This is a genomic window from Sphaerisporangium siamense, assembly GCF_014205275.1.
Classification (GTDB): Bacteria; Actinomycetota; Actinomycetes; order Streptosporangiales; family Streptosporangiaceae; genus Sphaerisporangium; species Sphaerisporangium siamense.
This window is the reverse complement of the sequence record NZ_JACHND010000001.1, coordinates 1971736-1985932: the sequence shown is the minus strand read 5'-3', so window position 1 is coordinate 1985932 and position 14197 is coordinate 1971736. Positions and strand designations below refer to the sequence as shown.

General features: G+C 71.3%; 11 protein-coding genes and 1 pseudogene. 4 read left to right on the top strand and 8 right to left on the bottom strand.

Going from position 1 to position 14197, the window contains the following annotated elements:
- Positions 1-323: 323 nt before the first annotated feature.
- Positions 324-1610: a nucleotidyltransferase family protein gene (locus BJ982_RS09420; RefSeq protein WP_184878472.1), complete on the top strand. Its 1287-nt coding sequence runs from the start codon at positions 324-326 to the stop codon at positions 1608-1610.
- 51 nt (positions 1611-1661) lie between these two features.
- Here the strand turns inward: BJ982_RS09420 and BJ982_RS09415 are convergent, their stop codons facing one another.
- The 3 genes and pseudogenes from BJ982_RS09415 to BJ982_RS40870 form a co-directional block, all read right to left on the bottom strand.
- Positions 1662-2753, bottom strand: a complete 1092-nt coding sequence (locus BJ982_RS09415; protein ID WP_184878469.1) for a hypothetical protein — start codon at positions 2751-2753, stop codon at positions 1662-1664.
- A gap of 175 nt (positions 2754-2928) precedes the next feature.
- Complete coding sequence (locus tag BJ982_RS09410; protein ID WP_184878466.1) at positions 2929-3951, bottom strand: FAD binding domain-containing protein; 1023 nt, start codon at positions 3949-3951, stop codon at positions 2929-2931.
- Between the two features lie 102 nt (positions 3952-4053).
- Positions 4054-4122 (bottom strand): annotated as a pseudogene (locus BJ982_RS40870) (hypothetical protein); the annotation flags it as partial.
- A gap of 138 nt (positions 4123-4260) precedes the next feature.
- Between BJ982_RS40870 and BJ982_RS40330 the strand changes: the two are divergent.
- The 3 genes from BJ982_RS40330 (at position 4261) to BJ982_RS09395 (ending at position 9681) form a co-directional block, all read left to right on the top strand.
- Positions 4261-5082 carry a helix-turn-helix transcriptional regulator gene (locus BJ982_RS40330; protein ID WP_184878463.1) on the top strand — a complete coding sequence of 274 codons (822 nt, stop codon included), beginning with the start codon at positions 4261-4263 and terminating at the stop codon, positions 5080-5082.
- A 325-nt stretch (positions 5083-5407) separates the two neighbouring features.
- On the top strand, positions 5408-6673 hold the full coding sequence (locus tag BJ982_RS09400; protein ID WP_184878460.1) for a hypothetical protein: 1266 nt from the start codon (positions 5408-5410) through the stop codon (positions 6671-6673).
- A complete protein-coding gene (locus BJ982_RS09395; RefSeq protein WP_184878458.1) occupies positions 6670-9681 on the top strand; it encodes a type I polyketide synthase in 3012 nt (1003 codons plus the stop codon). The genes BJ982_RS09400 and BJ982_RS09395 overlap by 4 nt, the downstream gene beginning before the upstream one ends.
- Positions 9682-9752: 71 nt before the next feature.
- Here the strand turns inward: BJ982_RS09395 and BJ982_RS09390 are convergent, their stop codons facing one another.
- From BJ982_RS09390 to BJ982_RS09370, 5 genes are read right to left on the bottom strand one after another with little or no spacing between them, the layout of a single operon-like run.
- Positions 9753-11015, bottom strand: a complete 1263-nt coding sequence (locus tag BJ982_RS09390; RefSeq protein WP_184878455.1) for a PP2C family protein-serine/threonine phosphatase — start codon at positions 11013-11015, stop codon at positions 9753-9755.
- Entirely contained in the window at positions 10990-11457 is a 468-nt protein-coding gene (locus BJ982_RS09385; protein WP_184878451.1) for an ATP-binding protein, read from the bottom strand. Before BJ982_RS09385 ends, BJ982_RS09390 begins: the two co-directional genes overlap by 26 nt.
- Complete coding sequence (locus BJ982_RS09380; RefSeq protein ID WP_184878448.1) at positions 11457-11777, bottom strand: anti-sigma factor antagonist; 321 nt, start codon at positions 11775-11777, stop codon at positions 11457-11459. The genes BJ982_RS09385 and BJ982_RS09380 overlap by 1 nt, the downstream gene beginning before the upstream one ends.
- Positions 11777-13858: a glycogen debranching protein gene (locus BJ982_RS09375; RefSeq protein WP_203959348.1), complete on the bottom strand. Its 2082-nt coding sequence runs from the start codon at positions 13856-13858 to the stop codon at positions 11777-11779. The genes BJ982_RS09380 and BJ982_RS09375 overlap by 1 nt, the downstream gene beginning before the upstream one ends.
- Complete coding sequence (locus tag BJ982_RS09370; protein ID WP_184611219.1) at positions 13855-14190, bottom strand: STAS domain-containing protein; 336 nt, start codon at positions 14188-14190, stop codon at positions 13855-13857. The genes BJ982_RS09375 and BJ982_RS09370 overlap by 4 nt, the downstream gene beginning before the upstream one ends.
- Positions 14191-14197 lie beyond the last annotated feature (7 nt).

Genomic DNA, 14197 nt, shown 5'->3' with positions numbered 1-14197 from the left:
GGTGACCGACGCGCGGAGGGACTTCCGCGGCTTTCAACGGGGAAAGCCGCGGGCCGCCGCCGCCGGTCACGATAAACCCCTGTATCAGCGCCCGCCCGACATGACGAAATGCTTCCGAATTTCGTCACGGCCGATCTGACTGCCGAACGGTGAATGATAACAATGAAGCGCGTCCTCCTCATCACCGTTCTCAGGGGGCACCATGGCGCACCTGCCCGCAGCGACGTCCACACCGAGCCGGAGCGCCGCTCCCGCCGACGTCGCATCCACTCATCGACGCAACGAAACGCCCGGTCACGGCATCTTTCACACCTGGGGCACGGGTGTCTGACATCGCCGCGATCGCCCTGGCGGGCGGCAGGGGCGTGCGCGCCCGCCCGCTGACACTCGAAGGCCCGGGACATCTGCGCAGCAAAGCCACCGTCCCTTTCATCGGCCGCCCGCTCATCGAATGGCAGGTGGCTTCTTTCAGTCAGCAGGGCGTCAGGAATTTCTATATCGCCGCCAACGGCCGCGAGAATCGCTATCAGGTCAAGGACGCACTGGGTTACGGCGACGCGCTCGGCGTGCGAATCGAGTATTCAAGGGCGCGCGCCGACCGGTTCAACACCGGTTCCGGGCAGGCCACTCTCAGCGTCGCCGAGGAATGGGACCTGCGCGGCGTCGCGGTCGTCTTCCCCACCGACTCGCTGTTCGAGTTCGACCTCACCGCGCTCGTCGCGGACCATGTGCGCAGCGGCGCCGTGGTCACCGTCGCGACCGTGCACAGGACCGCGCGCGAGGTGGCGGGCACGTACGGGACGATGGTCGCCGACGAGCGGGGCCGGATCCGCGAGTTCGTGGAGAAGCCGCCGCTGCAGGTGGTCAACGACATGGTGGCCGATCCCTCCCGGGTGCCGATCAGCACCGGCCTGTACGTGGTCGACTGCGCGCGGCTGCGCGAGCTGGCCGCTACCCCCGAGCTGGGCGCGCTCGCGCGGCTCCGGCTCGACTGGGGCCGCGACCTGCTGCCGTGGCTGGTCTCCCACGGGCATCCGGTGCGGCACAGCCCGATCGCCAAGGTCGGCGACCTGGGCAACCCCCGCGAGTACCTGATCACGCTGGTGGACGCGCTGTCGGGCGGGTACCCGAGCCTGCGCGGCACCGGCACCCCGACGATCCACCCGTCCTCGCTGGCACGCCGCGACGAGGTCAGCGGCATGACGCTGGCCGCCAAGCTGGCCGCCGGCCTGGTGCGCGTCGGCCCGAACGCCTGGATCGGCAGGGACGTCGAGATCGGGCCCGGCGTGGTGATCCGCGACTCCTATGTGGGCGACGGCGTCGACCTGCACGCCTGGTGCCACCTGGAACGGGTGGCGTGCCTCGACGGGGCGATCATCGGCGCGGGCGCGCGACTGGTCGACACGCACGTCGGGATGATGGCGTCCGTGGAGTCCTCGCTGGAGTCGGCCACCGTTCTGGACGGTTTCACCGCGCTCGGCCACGAGGCGACCGTCCAGGAGGGGACGCGGCTGACCGGCGTCACCGTGGACCCCCGGCTGACCGTCCGCAGCGGTGACGAGGTGCCCGCGGGCGCCCGGCTCACCACGGTGGGCGACCTCGTGGACTGACGTGGGGACCGACGTGCCGATCCCCGCCCGGGCCGCCGGGCGGGGAGGCGTTCAGCGGCGGGCCTCGTCCTTGTGCGGGACCCGCCCGCGGATCTCGCCGTCCTCCGCGGGGGCGGGGACGGGCCCGGGATCGACGTCCTCGTCGTCCTCGTCGTCCTCCACGTCGACGTCCTCGTACAGCAGGTGCGTCTCCATGGCGTGCGCGTGCGGCGCGTAGCGGGTGCGCAGGCTCTGGAAGACCAGCCACGCCTCCTCTTCCTCGCGCTGCGCCGGCAGGCCGACGTTCTGCGCCGCGCGCAGGGTGTCGGAGAAGCTGCGCTCCTCGCGGCCCTGGAGGCTGACCACCGCGCGGGGCAGCACGAGGGCGAACTCCGCGGCCAGGCGCTGCATGCACCGGGAGCCGGTGGTCAGCAGGGCGCGGGTGCAGGGGGGCGCCCAGTTCGGCGCCACGGCCTCGGTGACGGCCGCGATGTCGAGGACGGTCACCGCGGCGCGCAGCCAGCACAGGTCGCCCGCCGGGCGGGAGAAGGTCAGGGCGGGGTAGGCGACATGGGTGCTCTCCACATCGGTCATCCAGTCGGTCCACTGGCCGAACATGGTGTCGAGATGGTCGCGCGAGCCCGTGCGCAGGTAGGTGACCAGCAGGGCGTCGGCGTCCTGCGGCTGGACGACGCGGCCGGCGAGCCTGGCGACGACGCGCTCGCGGCGGCCGTAGGCGTCGGTGAAGCGCAGGATGTAGGTGGTGATGGCGGCCAGCAGCAGCGCCTCCGAGACCCACACCAGCCCGGCGAGCGGTCCTTCCTGCGCGCGGTTCACGTGGAAGTCCGCCAGCGTGACCTCGCCGGAGGCCAGGCCGTCCAGGGACCATCCGATCAGGGAGAACCCGAACAGCGACGCGCCGACCCAGACTCCGGCGATGCCGAACAGGGTGATCGGCGCGCACATGTCCAGCACCCGCTCGCGGCGGTAGCAGGGAACGCGCCGGGCGACGGCGAGGACGCAGGGGGCGACGACGCGCAGCACCCTGCGCGCGGCCCGGGAGGTCCGCATCCGGGGCGTGAAGACCGTGCGCAGCACGCTGAGCCACACCACCAGCACCAGGGCGACCCCGATCAGCCCTGCGGCGATGGTGATCAGGTGCATCGCGCCGCTCCGCGTGGCGGGGCGTCGCGGCGCGCGTTGGGATTACGGGTCCGCATCCAGGCGTCCTTCCCTATTGCCGATCTCCAGTTTGCTCCGCCGCGAGGCGGGCTCCCAGAAAGCGTTGATGATGGCAGTCGTAGTTCCACGTACGGCCGTGCCGGTCGGCCGGCCCGGGTCAGCCGTCCCCCAGTTCGGTGTACAGGTAGCGCGAGCCGCCGGCCACCGTGTCGCGCACCCACTCCTGGAACGCGGCCGGGGTCATCCCGGCCCAGTCGGGGGTCCGTTCGACCTGGGCGTGCCCGAGGCGGCGGCCGAGTTCGACCGTGGCGTTGCCCTCGGCGCGGCGTTCGGCGTCGTAGGCGGCGAACACCCGCCGCCAGTCGTCGTGCTCGCGCGCGATGCGTCCCAGGGCGATGGCGTCGCGCAGCGCCTTCACCGCCCCCGCCCCGGTGTGGGGACGCGCGACGGTGCCGGCGTCCCCCATCAGCAGCACGCGGCCGGACACGTAGCTGGGCATGGTGAGGTCGAAGATCGGCTGGATGGCCAGCCGGGGGGTGCCGGTCCTGCGGACGAGCCGGCGCCAGCCCCCGGAGAGGCGCTCGTCGACCAGGCGGACGAGGTGCCCGGCGAGGTCGCCGTCCACCCGCCCCGGGGGAACCCACGCCTCGCCGCGCAGCGCGAACCACTCCGGCGGCCGGCCGTAGATGCCCCAGTTCAGCAGCCCGCCGTCCGCGGACGTGCCGCTGTAGCCAGCGGGGATGCGGTACAGGATCGCGTGCCCGCCGTCGAAGCACGTGGTCACCGCGCCGTGCAGGATCAGCTCCCGCAGGACGGGGTCGGTGAGCAGGTGTTCCTCGCAGGTGCCGCGCCACAGGACGTACCCGGCGTAGCTCAGCCGGGAGCGCGGGTGGACGAGCCGCCGCAGCCGCGACTGGTAGCCGTCGGCGCCGATGACCAGGTCGAACCGCTCGGGCGGGCCGTCGGCGAACCCGATCTCGACACCGTCGTCGCCCGCGCGCACGTCGGTCACCGTGACGCCCGCGCGGTAGACCCCGTCGGGGACGGCCGCGCGCACGCCCTGCCACAGCAGTCCCCAGTTCGTGAAGGCCGCGGGCAGGTGCTGCCGCCAGATCAGCCTGCTTTCGCCGCCGCCCGCCTCCACCACCCAATTGCGCTCGACATTCGATACGAATGGCACATTTTCCTGCAGATAGCCGCCCGAAACGAGCTCGTATTGCATTTCGATCGGAAGGGCAATACCGACCCCGCGGCTCCGCAGCTCGCCCGTGGTCCTTTCATAGACCGTCACGTCACAGCCCATACGGCGCAGTACGGTGGCCGCGGCGCAGCCCGCCAGGCTCCCGCCCACGACGCCGATCCGACTTCCCGACAGCGCCAAAACTCCACCTCCGGATACCACTCGATGACGATATGCCGGTAAGTGACCTACAGTCGTAGCGACGTGCGCACGACCGGCACGTATCACGTCAGGTGCAGGGGAGATTTCGTGGCCGGCAGCAGCGAGAGAAGGCAGGAGCTCGCCCGGTTCCTGCGCAACCGCCGGGCGCGCATCACGCCCGAGCAGGTCGGTCTTCCGGCCGGCGCCCGCCGGCGCACACAGGGGCTCCGCCGCGAAGAGGTCGCCGTGCTGGCCGGCCTCAGCCCCACCTGGTACACGTACCTGGAACAGGGGCGTGACATTCACCCGTCTCCCCAGGTGCTCGACAGCCTCGCGAACGTCCTATGCCTGGAGGAGGACGAGCGCAAGTACATACACCTGCTCGCGCTCGACAGGACTTCTGCAGAGATTTCCAGCGAGCTCGATGACGAGAGCAGGAATCTGGTAACGCAGGTGACCCAGATAGCCGGATACGGGCCCTTTCCCGTCTACGCCGCCAATCAGTACGGCGAACTCCTGGCCTGGAACAAGGCCACGACCGATTGGTACACCGACTTCGAGCTCCTCCCCGAAGGCCGCAGGAACATGTTGTGGTGGATGCTCACCGATCCGGAGGCCAAGAAGCGGATCATCGGCTGGGCCGAGGACACCCGCGATGTCGTGGCCCGGTTAAGGGCCGCCTATGCCGGCAGGGCGGCCGACAGGAAGATGAACCAGCTCGTGCGCGACCTTGAGCACGAGAGCGCGGAGTTCCGTCTCTGGTGGAGCGAGCAGCACGTTCGTGAACAGCACGTCCGTCCGAGGACCCTCGCGGTGCCCGGCCTCGGTACTTGCACTTTCCGTATCGCCGTCCTGCGCGTGATGGACAGTCCATTCCATTCCATCGTCGTCCATCTGCCGATCGACGGCGCTCCGAATAGCCTGGTATAGGCGCGCCCCGTACGGAGAAGATTCCGTCATCTCTGGATTGACGCCATGATTCCGCCTGCGTGATCGTGGAAAGTGCGACAGCAACGACCGCGCAGTCACGGAGCCGGACGTTTCCATTGTCGCCTGCCCTGATTAACGTCCAGGCCAGGAGACGTTCGTATGCGGTCTTGCACCCCAGCGAGCCGTCTTGGGATGCGGCCTGGGGAAATAAGGGGGAACCACTATGCAGTGGAATTTCGTGGGCCGGAATCGACAGCTGGAAAGCATCCGCGCGTCACTGGGGGCCCGGGTGCCAGGTCCGATCATCATCGAGGGGGAAAGAGGTGTGGGGCGTACCGCGCTCCTCGAACGGGCGCTCGTGTCCTCGGAGGCCGAGGGTTACGAGATCGTCCGTTTCGAGGTGCCGGCCGGCCCCACGGGGGTCGCGGCCCGGATCCCGGAGGCGGACGGACGCCGTCTGCTTCTGGTGGTCGACGACGCGCACCTCAGCGACCACGCCACATTGCTGACGCTCCGCGACCTTTGCCGGCGCGGGGCTGGAACGCTCCTGGTCACGACCGCGCCCGCGGGCACGGTCCCGCAGCCGGACCCGGCGGACAGCCTGCGGTTCGAGCCGCACCGGCGCAACGTGCACGTCCCGCCGCTGAGCCTGGACGAGGTGACGACGCTGCTGGCCGACGTCGTCGGGGGGCATGTGCGCCATGCCACGGCCGAGGCCCTGCACGCCGCTTCCGGGGGGAACCCGGCGCTGCTCCATGAGCTGATCGGCGCCTGCGACCTCGGTGTCCACTTCGTGCGCCGCAACAATCTGTGGGAGTTCCGGGAGGTGAGCACCTGGATCGGCGGGGAGACGCGCGGGTCGCTCGCCCTGCTCTCCAAGGCGGCGACGCGGGCCTGGTACGAGCTGTCGCTCGAACGGGCCCACGAACTGTGCAAGGCGGCCGTGTGGTGCGGCGCCGGGGAGATGGTCGCCCCGGTGCTCGCCCACCTGCTGCTGCTCCACGGCAGGACCGGGGACGTCCTCGTCTTCCTGGACTCGCTGCCGACCGACACGGTCGAGACGACCCCGCACCTCGCGCTGGCGAAGGCGATGGCCCTGGCGTTCGGCCTGGGCGAGCCCGCGGCGGCAGAGGAGTTCCTGCTCAAGGCCGCCCTGCTGCGCGGCCCCCGGCCCGGAGGGCGTTACCTCGCCTACCGCTCCTGGATCCAGGCAGTCACCGGCCGCGGGTCCGACGGTTCCGAAGGGATCGGGGGCCTCGACCGCGACGACCGGGAGACGGCCATGTTCGTGCACGCCGCGCGGGCGACGGCGACGATCGGCGCCGACCCGCAGCAGGCCGTCTTCCATTTACGACGGGCGCTGGCACTCGGCACCGGCGGAGCCGACGCCGGACCCCCATGGCTGGCGCCCTACATAACGGCGTGTCTCATCGACGCGCTGCTCCTGGCCGGCAGGTCCGGCGAGGCGACTTTCCTGGCGAGCGACTTCCACGGCGGCGAGCAGGGCTCGGGGTGGGACGTCGCTGTCGCGATCTCGATGCTCACCGGCCACGGGAGACCGAACGTCACAGGCGGAGTGGAGGCCGCATGAACAGCACCACCAGTCCCCGAGATCCCATCGCCATCATCGGCGCGGCGTGCCGGCTGCCGGGCGCCCCGAACGTGTCCGCGTTCTGGGACGTCCTGGCCGGCGAGTGCTGCACCGTGGGGGAGATCCCCACCGACCGGTTCCCCTCCGGCGGCCTGGACCAGGCCACCGGGGAGTGGTGGGACCGCGTCGCCGCACGGGCCGGAGGTTTCCTGGAGGACGTCGACAAGTTCGACGCCTCCTTCTTCTCCATCTCTCCGCACGAGGCGCTGCGCATCGACCCGCAGCACCGCCTCCTGATCGAGGTCACCGCCGAGGCCGTCGAGGACGCGGGGATCCCGCTGTCCCGGCTGGCGGGAAGCAGGACCGCCGTCTACACGAGCTGCCTGCCGTCCGACTATTGGGACATCCTCCGCAGGGCCGGGCTGTACGACATGCACGCCGCGGTCGGCGCCGGCAACTGGGGCACGCTCGCGGGCCGCATCTCCTACCTCTTCGACCTGCGCGGCCCCAGCATGGGCCTGGAGGCGACCTGCTCGACCTCGCTGCTCGGCGTCCACCTGGCGTGCCGGGAGCTGTGGACCGGGCAGAGCACGCTGGCCGTCGTGGCCGGCGTGAACCTGCTGCTGGCCCCGGACCTGTATCTCAGCCTGGCCGACGCGGGCGTCCTCTCCCCCACCGGCCGCAGCAGGTTCGGCGACGCGGGCGCGGACGGGTACGTGCGCAGCGAGGCCGCCGTCAGCGTGATACTCAAGCCGCTGTCCCGGGCGATGGCCGACGGCGACCGGATCTACGCCACGATCATCGGGACGGCGGTCAACAGCAACGGCCGGGGCTCGGGCACGCTCATCGCCGCGGGCGTGGACGGCCAGGAGGCCATGCTGCGGGACGCCTACGAGGACGCGGGCGTGTCACCGGGGCAGGTCGCCTATGTCGAGGCGCACGGCCCGGGGACGCCGCGGGGCGACTACACCGAGCTGGTCGCGCTCAGCCGCGTCATGGGCGAAGGCCGGGGGCCGGAGCGGCCCTGCCTGGTGGGGTCGGCGAAGTCCAACATCGGCCACGGTGAGGGCGCGGCCGGGCTGGTCGGCCTGGTGAAGGCGGCGCTCGCGCTCAAGCACAAGACCATCCCCGCGACGCTCCACGTGAAACAACCGCATCCGCTGTTCGACGAGCCCGGCGCGCCGCTGCGGCCCGTCATGCGCACCCAGCCCTGGCCGGACGAGCCGGGGCCCGCGATGGCCGGCGTCAGCTCGTTCGGGCTGTCCGCGACGAACGCGCACGTCGTGCTCGCGGAGGCGCCCGCCACCGCGGAGACCCCGCGGCGCCGGCCGGGCGCCGGGCCGTTCCTGCTGCCCCTGTCGGCCAGGGACGGCCAGGCGCTGCGGCGGCTGGCGCTGCGCTACGCCGAGGCGCTGAACGCCCCGGGCGCCGACCTGCGCGACGTCTGCTACAGCGCGGGCCGGCGCAGGAGCCATCACGAGCACCGGCTCGCCGTCGTGGGGGGCGTCGAGAAGGTGGCCGCGTCCCTGCGGGCGTACGGTTCTGGAGCGTTCCCTCAGTCGGTGGCCGGCGGCGCGCAGCGCGCGTCGGGGCCGTCCCGGGTGGTGTTCGTCTTCCCCGGCCAGGGAGCGCAGTGGGTCGGCATGGGCCGGGAGCTGCTGGACCGGAACCGGGCGTTCGCGCGGCGCATGCGCGAGTGCGACCGGGCGATCCAGGAGGAGCTGGGCTGGTCGGTCATCGAGCGGCTGCGCGACGACACGCCGATGACGGCCACCGGCGAGGTCCAGCCCGCGCTGTGGGCGTTCCAGGTCTCGCTGGCCGCCGTCTGGGGGGACTGGGGCATCACACCGGACCTGCTCATCGGCCACAGCATGGGCGAGATCGCCGCCGCGACCGCCGCCGGCGCCCTCACCGTGCGCCAGGGCGCGGCGGTGGTCTGCCGCAGGAGCGCCCTGCTGGACGGGCTCGCGGGCACGGGCGCGATGTGGGTCGTGCAGCTCGACGAGCGGCAGGCCCGCGAGGCGATCGGCGAGCACGCCGACCAGGTCTGCGTGGGCGTGGTCAACAGCGCGCGGTCGTGCGTGCTCGCGGGCGCGCCCGAGGCGCTGGCCGAGGTGATCGAGCCGCTGCGCCGGCAGGGCGTGTTCTGCCGGCAGGTGCAGGTGGACTACGCCTCGCACGCCCCGCAGGTCGAGCCCGTGCGCCCGGCCCTGCTGGAGGCGCTGTCCGCGCTGCGGCCCAGGGCGGGGAGGGTTCCCCTGCACTCCACGCTGCTCAACCGGGTCGTCGACGGCGCGGAGCTGGACGCGGAGTACTGGATGGAGAACCTGCGCCGCCCGGTGCTGTTCGCCGCGGCGATCCGCGCGGTGCTGGCCGAGGGGTCGCCCACGCTGTTCGTCGAGATCAGCCCGCACCCGTTGCTGAGCGCCGTCATCGAGGACGAGATCGCGGCCGCGGGCGCGGACGCGACGGCCGTCCCCTCGCTGCACCGCGGGGAGCCGGAGCTGGAGTGCCTGCTGCACGCCCTCGCGTCGGCGTACGTGCGGGGCTGTGAGCCCGACTGGGACCACCTCTACGCCGGGGGCAAGTTCGTGCCCCTTCCCCTGTATCCGTGGCAGCGTAAGCGCTTCTGGATCGACCTGCCGGAGGACACGATGCCGGCGCCCGTGGCCGAGCCGGTGTTCGAGGCGGCGGCCCCCGAGCGGCCCGGCGTGGCCTACGACGGCGCGGACCTCGCGACCTCCTCGCCGGAGGCGTTCCGCCAGTACCTGATGCTGCGGTTCGCCGAGTTCCTCGGCCTGCCGCCCGACCAGCTCGACCCGGAGGTGTCCCTCAGCCTGCACGGCCTGGACTCGGTGCTCGCCGCCAAGCTGTGCGCGCGGATCAAGGCGGACCTGTCCGTGGAGGTGAGGGTCGGCGACCTGCTGGGCGCCCGGCCGATCGGCCTGCTCGCCGGGGACCTGTACGAGGCGGTGACCGCCGCCGCGGTGCCCGCCGAGCAGACCTGACCCGCCACGAGAAGACCCCGGCCCGGGAGGCTCGCCTCCCGGGCCGGGGTCTTCTCGTGGGTACCGCTTCCTCACCTCGCCGCGGCGATCCCGCCCGGCGGGACGCGGCGCAGGGCCAGGGTGGTGATGTCGTCGCTCTGCTCGGCGTGGCTCGCGAAGTGCCGCACCGAGGTGTCCACCTCCGCCAGCAGCCCCTCCACGTCCCGCCCCCTGTTGGCCTCCAGAAGGTCCAGCAGCTTGGGCGTGCCGTACAGGCCGCCCTGCGTGTCCCGGGCCTCCACGACGCCGTCGGTGTAGGCGAACAGGGTGTCGCCCTGGTCGAGCTGGACGTACCCCAGGGTGTAGGAGCTGTCGGGGAGGATGCCCACGGCCGGTCCGGTGGGCGGGAGCATGCTCCGCCTGCCGTCGGCGTGGACCACCACCGGCGGGTTGTGGCCGCCGTTGATGTAGAGGACCACGCCCGAGACCGGGTCCAGGACCCCGAAGAACATGGTCGCGAAGTAGCCCTGCTTCAGGTGGTTGCGCGCCATGTACCGGTTGGTGCCGAGGATCGCCTGGACCAGGGGGCCCGCCCCCAGGGACAGCAGCGGCGCCGCCGACCCGCCCACGCCCTCCCCGTCCATCGACACCAGGAACTCGTCCTCGACCAGGCGGGACGCCCCGGTGTGCTCGGCGGTGTGCCGCAGCAGCGTCCGGATGAGCGCCATGAACAGCGCGGCCCCGATGCCCTTGTCGCAGACGTCGGCCACGATGAAGGCCAGCCTGCGGCCGTTGACGATCGTGAAGACGTCGTAGAAGTCGCCGGCGACCTGACGGGCGGGCCGGAAGCGCGCCCCGACCTCCCAGCCGTCCGGCGTGGGCAGGTGCTCGGGCAGGAACCCCGACTGGATCTCACGGGCTATGTGCAGGTCGCGCTCGTACTCCCGCAGGCTCGCGAGCGCGGCCATCTCTTCCACGGTGGTGCTGAGCGCGGATCTCTCCTGGCAGGACTCCATGCGGCTGCGCAACAGCTTGCGGCGGAAGGGCGGGGTGATGTAGTCGAACCCGCCCTCCACGCACTCCTCCAGCGCGTCCAGGTCGTCTTCCGGGAACGCGATGATGGTGGGCGTGCGCCCGTCGACCATGAAGTGCTGGCCGACGAGCGCGACGCGTTGCAGGCCGAGCGAGGCGGACACCAGCAGGATGTCCGGCGGCGCCTGCTCCGGGCGCATCGGCAGATCGTCCGGAGTGCTGTAGGTGACGTCGAAGCCGTCGGCGCGGAGCACCTCGCGCAGCTCGGCCACCACCTTCGGCACGCCCGTCTCGGTCTCAAACACCACCAGCGCGTTCGGCATCGACCCCTCCATGTGCTTCGCCGGAACCGGTCAGCCGCATGATCAACGTGTTGCGGTTGCGCCCCCCGACGTACTGATATCTGAATTCGTCCACCTTGCCGATCGCGAGCATCAAGCCGTATCCGCCCTGCTCGCGCACGGGCAACGGGACGGCGAGACGCGGGGCGGGATCGTATCTCCGGGGATCGAAGGCGGGCGCGTCGTCCTCTATGCACAGCCACAGCGCGCCCGCCTCGATGCCGCCCTCAAGATCCACCACACCGCAGCGCCCCCGGTAACCGTGCTGCACGATGTTGGTGGTGATCTCGTCGGCGGCCAGCCGCAGCCAGTAGGCCGGGCGTCTGCCCAGCCCGGCCCGCTCGGCCAGAGCCCCGACGAAATCCGCGACCGGCCCGGCGATGGACCCGCCGGCGCCGTCGACCTTGAGCCGGCATCCCGCCATCACGCCTCCAAGGTTTCCCGCATCACGATGCTGCGGTCGAAGCCGGTCAGCCTGATGGTCTCCGCCACGTCGAGCCGGGTGCCCACCAATATGATCTCGGCGTCCTCCGGCATCTTCTGGTGCGCGAACACCAGGCAGCGGATGCCCGCAGAGGACATGTAGGTCAGCTCCTCCAGCAGCAGCACGAGCCGGTCCACATGCTGCTCGGCGGCCTTGACGACCAGGTCGTTGAGCTCGGGGGCCGAGCGGCCGTCGAGCTCGCCTTCGAGCCTGATGGTCGCGGTGCCGTCCTCGATCTGCATCTTCGCCTTGAATGCCATCACTCCTCCTTCCCGTTGTCTCGTTGGTCCGCCTGGCTGTGAGCGACCAGGACGACGACGGCGCGCGGGCCCACCTCCACGTGCGTCTGGTCCGGCAGCACGGGCTCCGCGCCCGGTTCGTGGGCGTCGAACGGCGGCGGCGCCGCGGTGTCGGCGAACAGGTGCCAGGCCGTCCCCTGGGGAGGCTCCGGCAGTTCCAGGAGGTGGCCCTCCCAGTGGGCGTTCGCGGCGACGTACACGCTGTCGCCGGCGCCGGTGCCGAACATGCCGGCGATCAGCCGGCAGTGCTCCGACCAGTCGGCCGTCCAGGCCCGCACGCCGTGCCAGCTCACCTCGGAGGCGGGACCGCGCCGCAGGACCGGGTGGGCCTGGCGGAAGGCGATCGCGCGCCGCACGAAGCGCAGCAGGTCGGCGTTGCGCTCGACCAGGCTCCAGTCGAACCACGTCAGCGAGCTGTCGTGGCAGTAGGCGTTGTTGTTGCCCTGCTGGGTGCGCCCGACCTCGTCCCCGGCGAGGATCATCGGCACGCCCTGGCTGGCCAGCAGGATCATGAAGACGTTGCGCATCTGCCGGGCGCGCAGGGCCAGGATCTCCGGATCGTCGGTCGGCCCCTCCACCCCGCAGTTCCACGACTGGTTGTTGTTGTCGCCGTCCCTGTTGTCCTCGCCGTTGGCCTCGTTGTGCTTGCCGTTGTAGGACACCAGGTCGTTGAGCGTGAACCCGTCGTGGCACAGCACGAAGTTCACCGTCGCCGAGGTCCCCCGCTGGGCGTACATGTCCGGCGAGCCGACCATGCGGGTGGCGAGGTCGCCCGTCACGCCGGTGTCGCCCTTGACGAACCGGCGCACGGTGTCGCGGTAGCGGCCGTTCCACTCCGACCAGCGGCAGTAGTTCGGGAAGCTGCCCACCTGGTAGAGCCCGGCCGCGTCCCACGCCTCGGCGATCAGCTTGCAGTCGCGCAGCACCGGGTCGTAGGCCAGCGTCTCCAGCAGCGGCGGGTTGGCCAGCAGCGCGCCGTCGGGCCCGCGCCCGAGGATCGCGGCCAGGTCGAACCGGAAGCCGTCGATGTGGAACTCCGACGCCCAGTAGCGCAGGCAGTCGAGCACGAAGCCGCGGACCACGGGGTTGTTGCAGTTCAGCGTGTTGCCGGTGCCGCTGAAGTTGTAGTAGTGCCCGTCCGGGGTGAGCATGTAGTACGTCGCGTTGTCCAGGCCCTTGAACGAGATCGTGGGCCCGTACTCGTTGCCCTCGGCGGTGTGGTTGAACACCACGTCCAGGATGACCTCGATGCCGGCCCGGTGCAGTTGCTTGACGAGGTTCTTGAACTCGTCGGCCTGCATCCCGAACCGGCCCGTCGAGGCGTAGGACGCCTTGGGCGCGAAGTAGCCGACCGTGTTGTACCCCCAGTAGTTCGCCAGCGGCTCGCCGGTGACCGGATGCGCGCGGGGGTTGTCGTTCTCGTCGAACTCGAAGACCGGCAGGAGCTCGACGCAGTTGACGCCGAGCTCCCGCAGGTACGGGATCTTCTCGACGAGCCCCGCGTACGTGCCCGGCGCCGTGACCCCCGAGGAGGGGTCACGGGTGAAGCCGCGCGCGTGGAGCTCGTAGACGACCAGATCCTCGTGCGGCAGGCGCAGCGGCCTGTCGTCCTCCCAGTCGAAGTCGTCCAGGGCCACCCGTGACCGCCGCGGCCCCGTGCGGGCGTCGCTCATCAACCGGGCGTAAGGGTCCGCGACCACGACCGTGGGATCGAACCGGTGGCCGCGCTCGGGGTCGAAGGGACCCTCCGCGCGGTAGCCGTACTCGATGCCCTCCGCGTCGAGGTCGTACACCGTCATCGCGTAGACGCCCCCGATGACGAAGGAGTCCGGGAACGGCAGCTCGGCCATGGGCTCCGGCTCGCCGGCCCGGTAGAGCACCAGCGTCATCCCGGTCGCGTTGTTGGAGTAGACGGAGAAGTTGACACCGCCGGGCACCGGTGTCGCGCCGAACGGCAGCGGCCGCCCGGCGCGTACCGGGAATCCCGCGATCCTGCGCGTCGGGTAGGCGTCGATGCGCTCGATGGCCTGGTGTGCCGTCATACCGTCAACGCCTTGACGCCGTCCTCCACCGACCCGGCGACGGTGAAGAAGTCGAGGAACCCGGTGGCCGCCATGATCTCGCGCACCTCGTCCGGGACCCCGGTGAGCGCCAGGCGCGCCGTGCCCGCCTGGGCCCTGCGGTACACGAGCAGCAGCACGCGCAGCCCGGCGCTGGACATGTAGCTGGTGCCGCTCAGGTCCAGCAGCACCAGCCCGTGGTCGGGGAACAACGCCTCGATCTCCTGCTGCACCTGGGGCGCCGTCCGGCTGTCCAGGGATCCTTCGAGCGCGATGATCGTGACGTCGTCGCGCAGTTCCGTGCGGAGTTGCATCGCCACT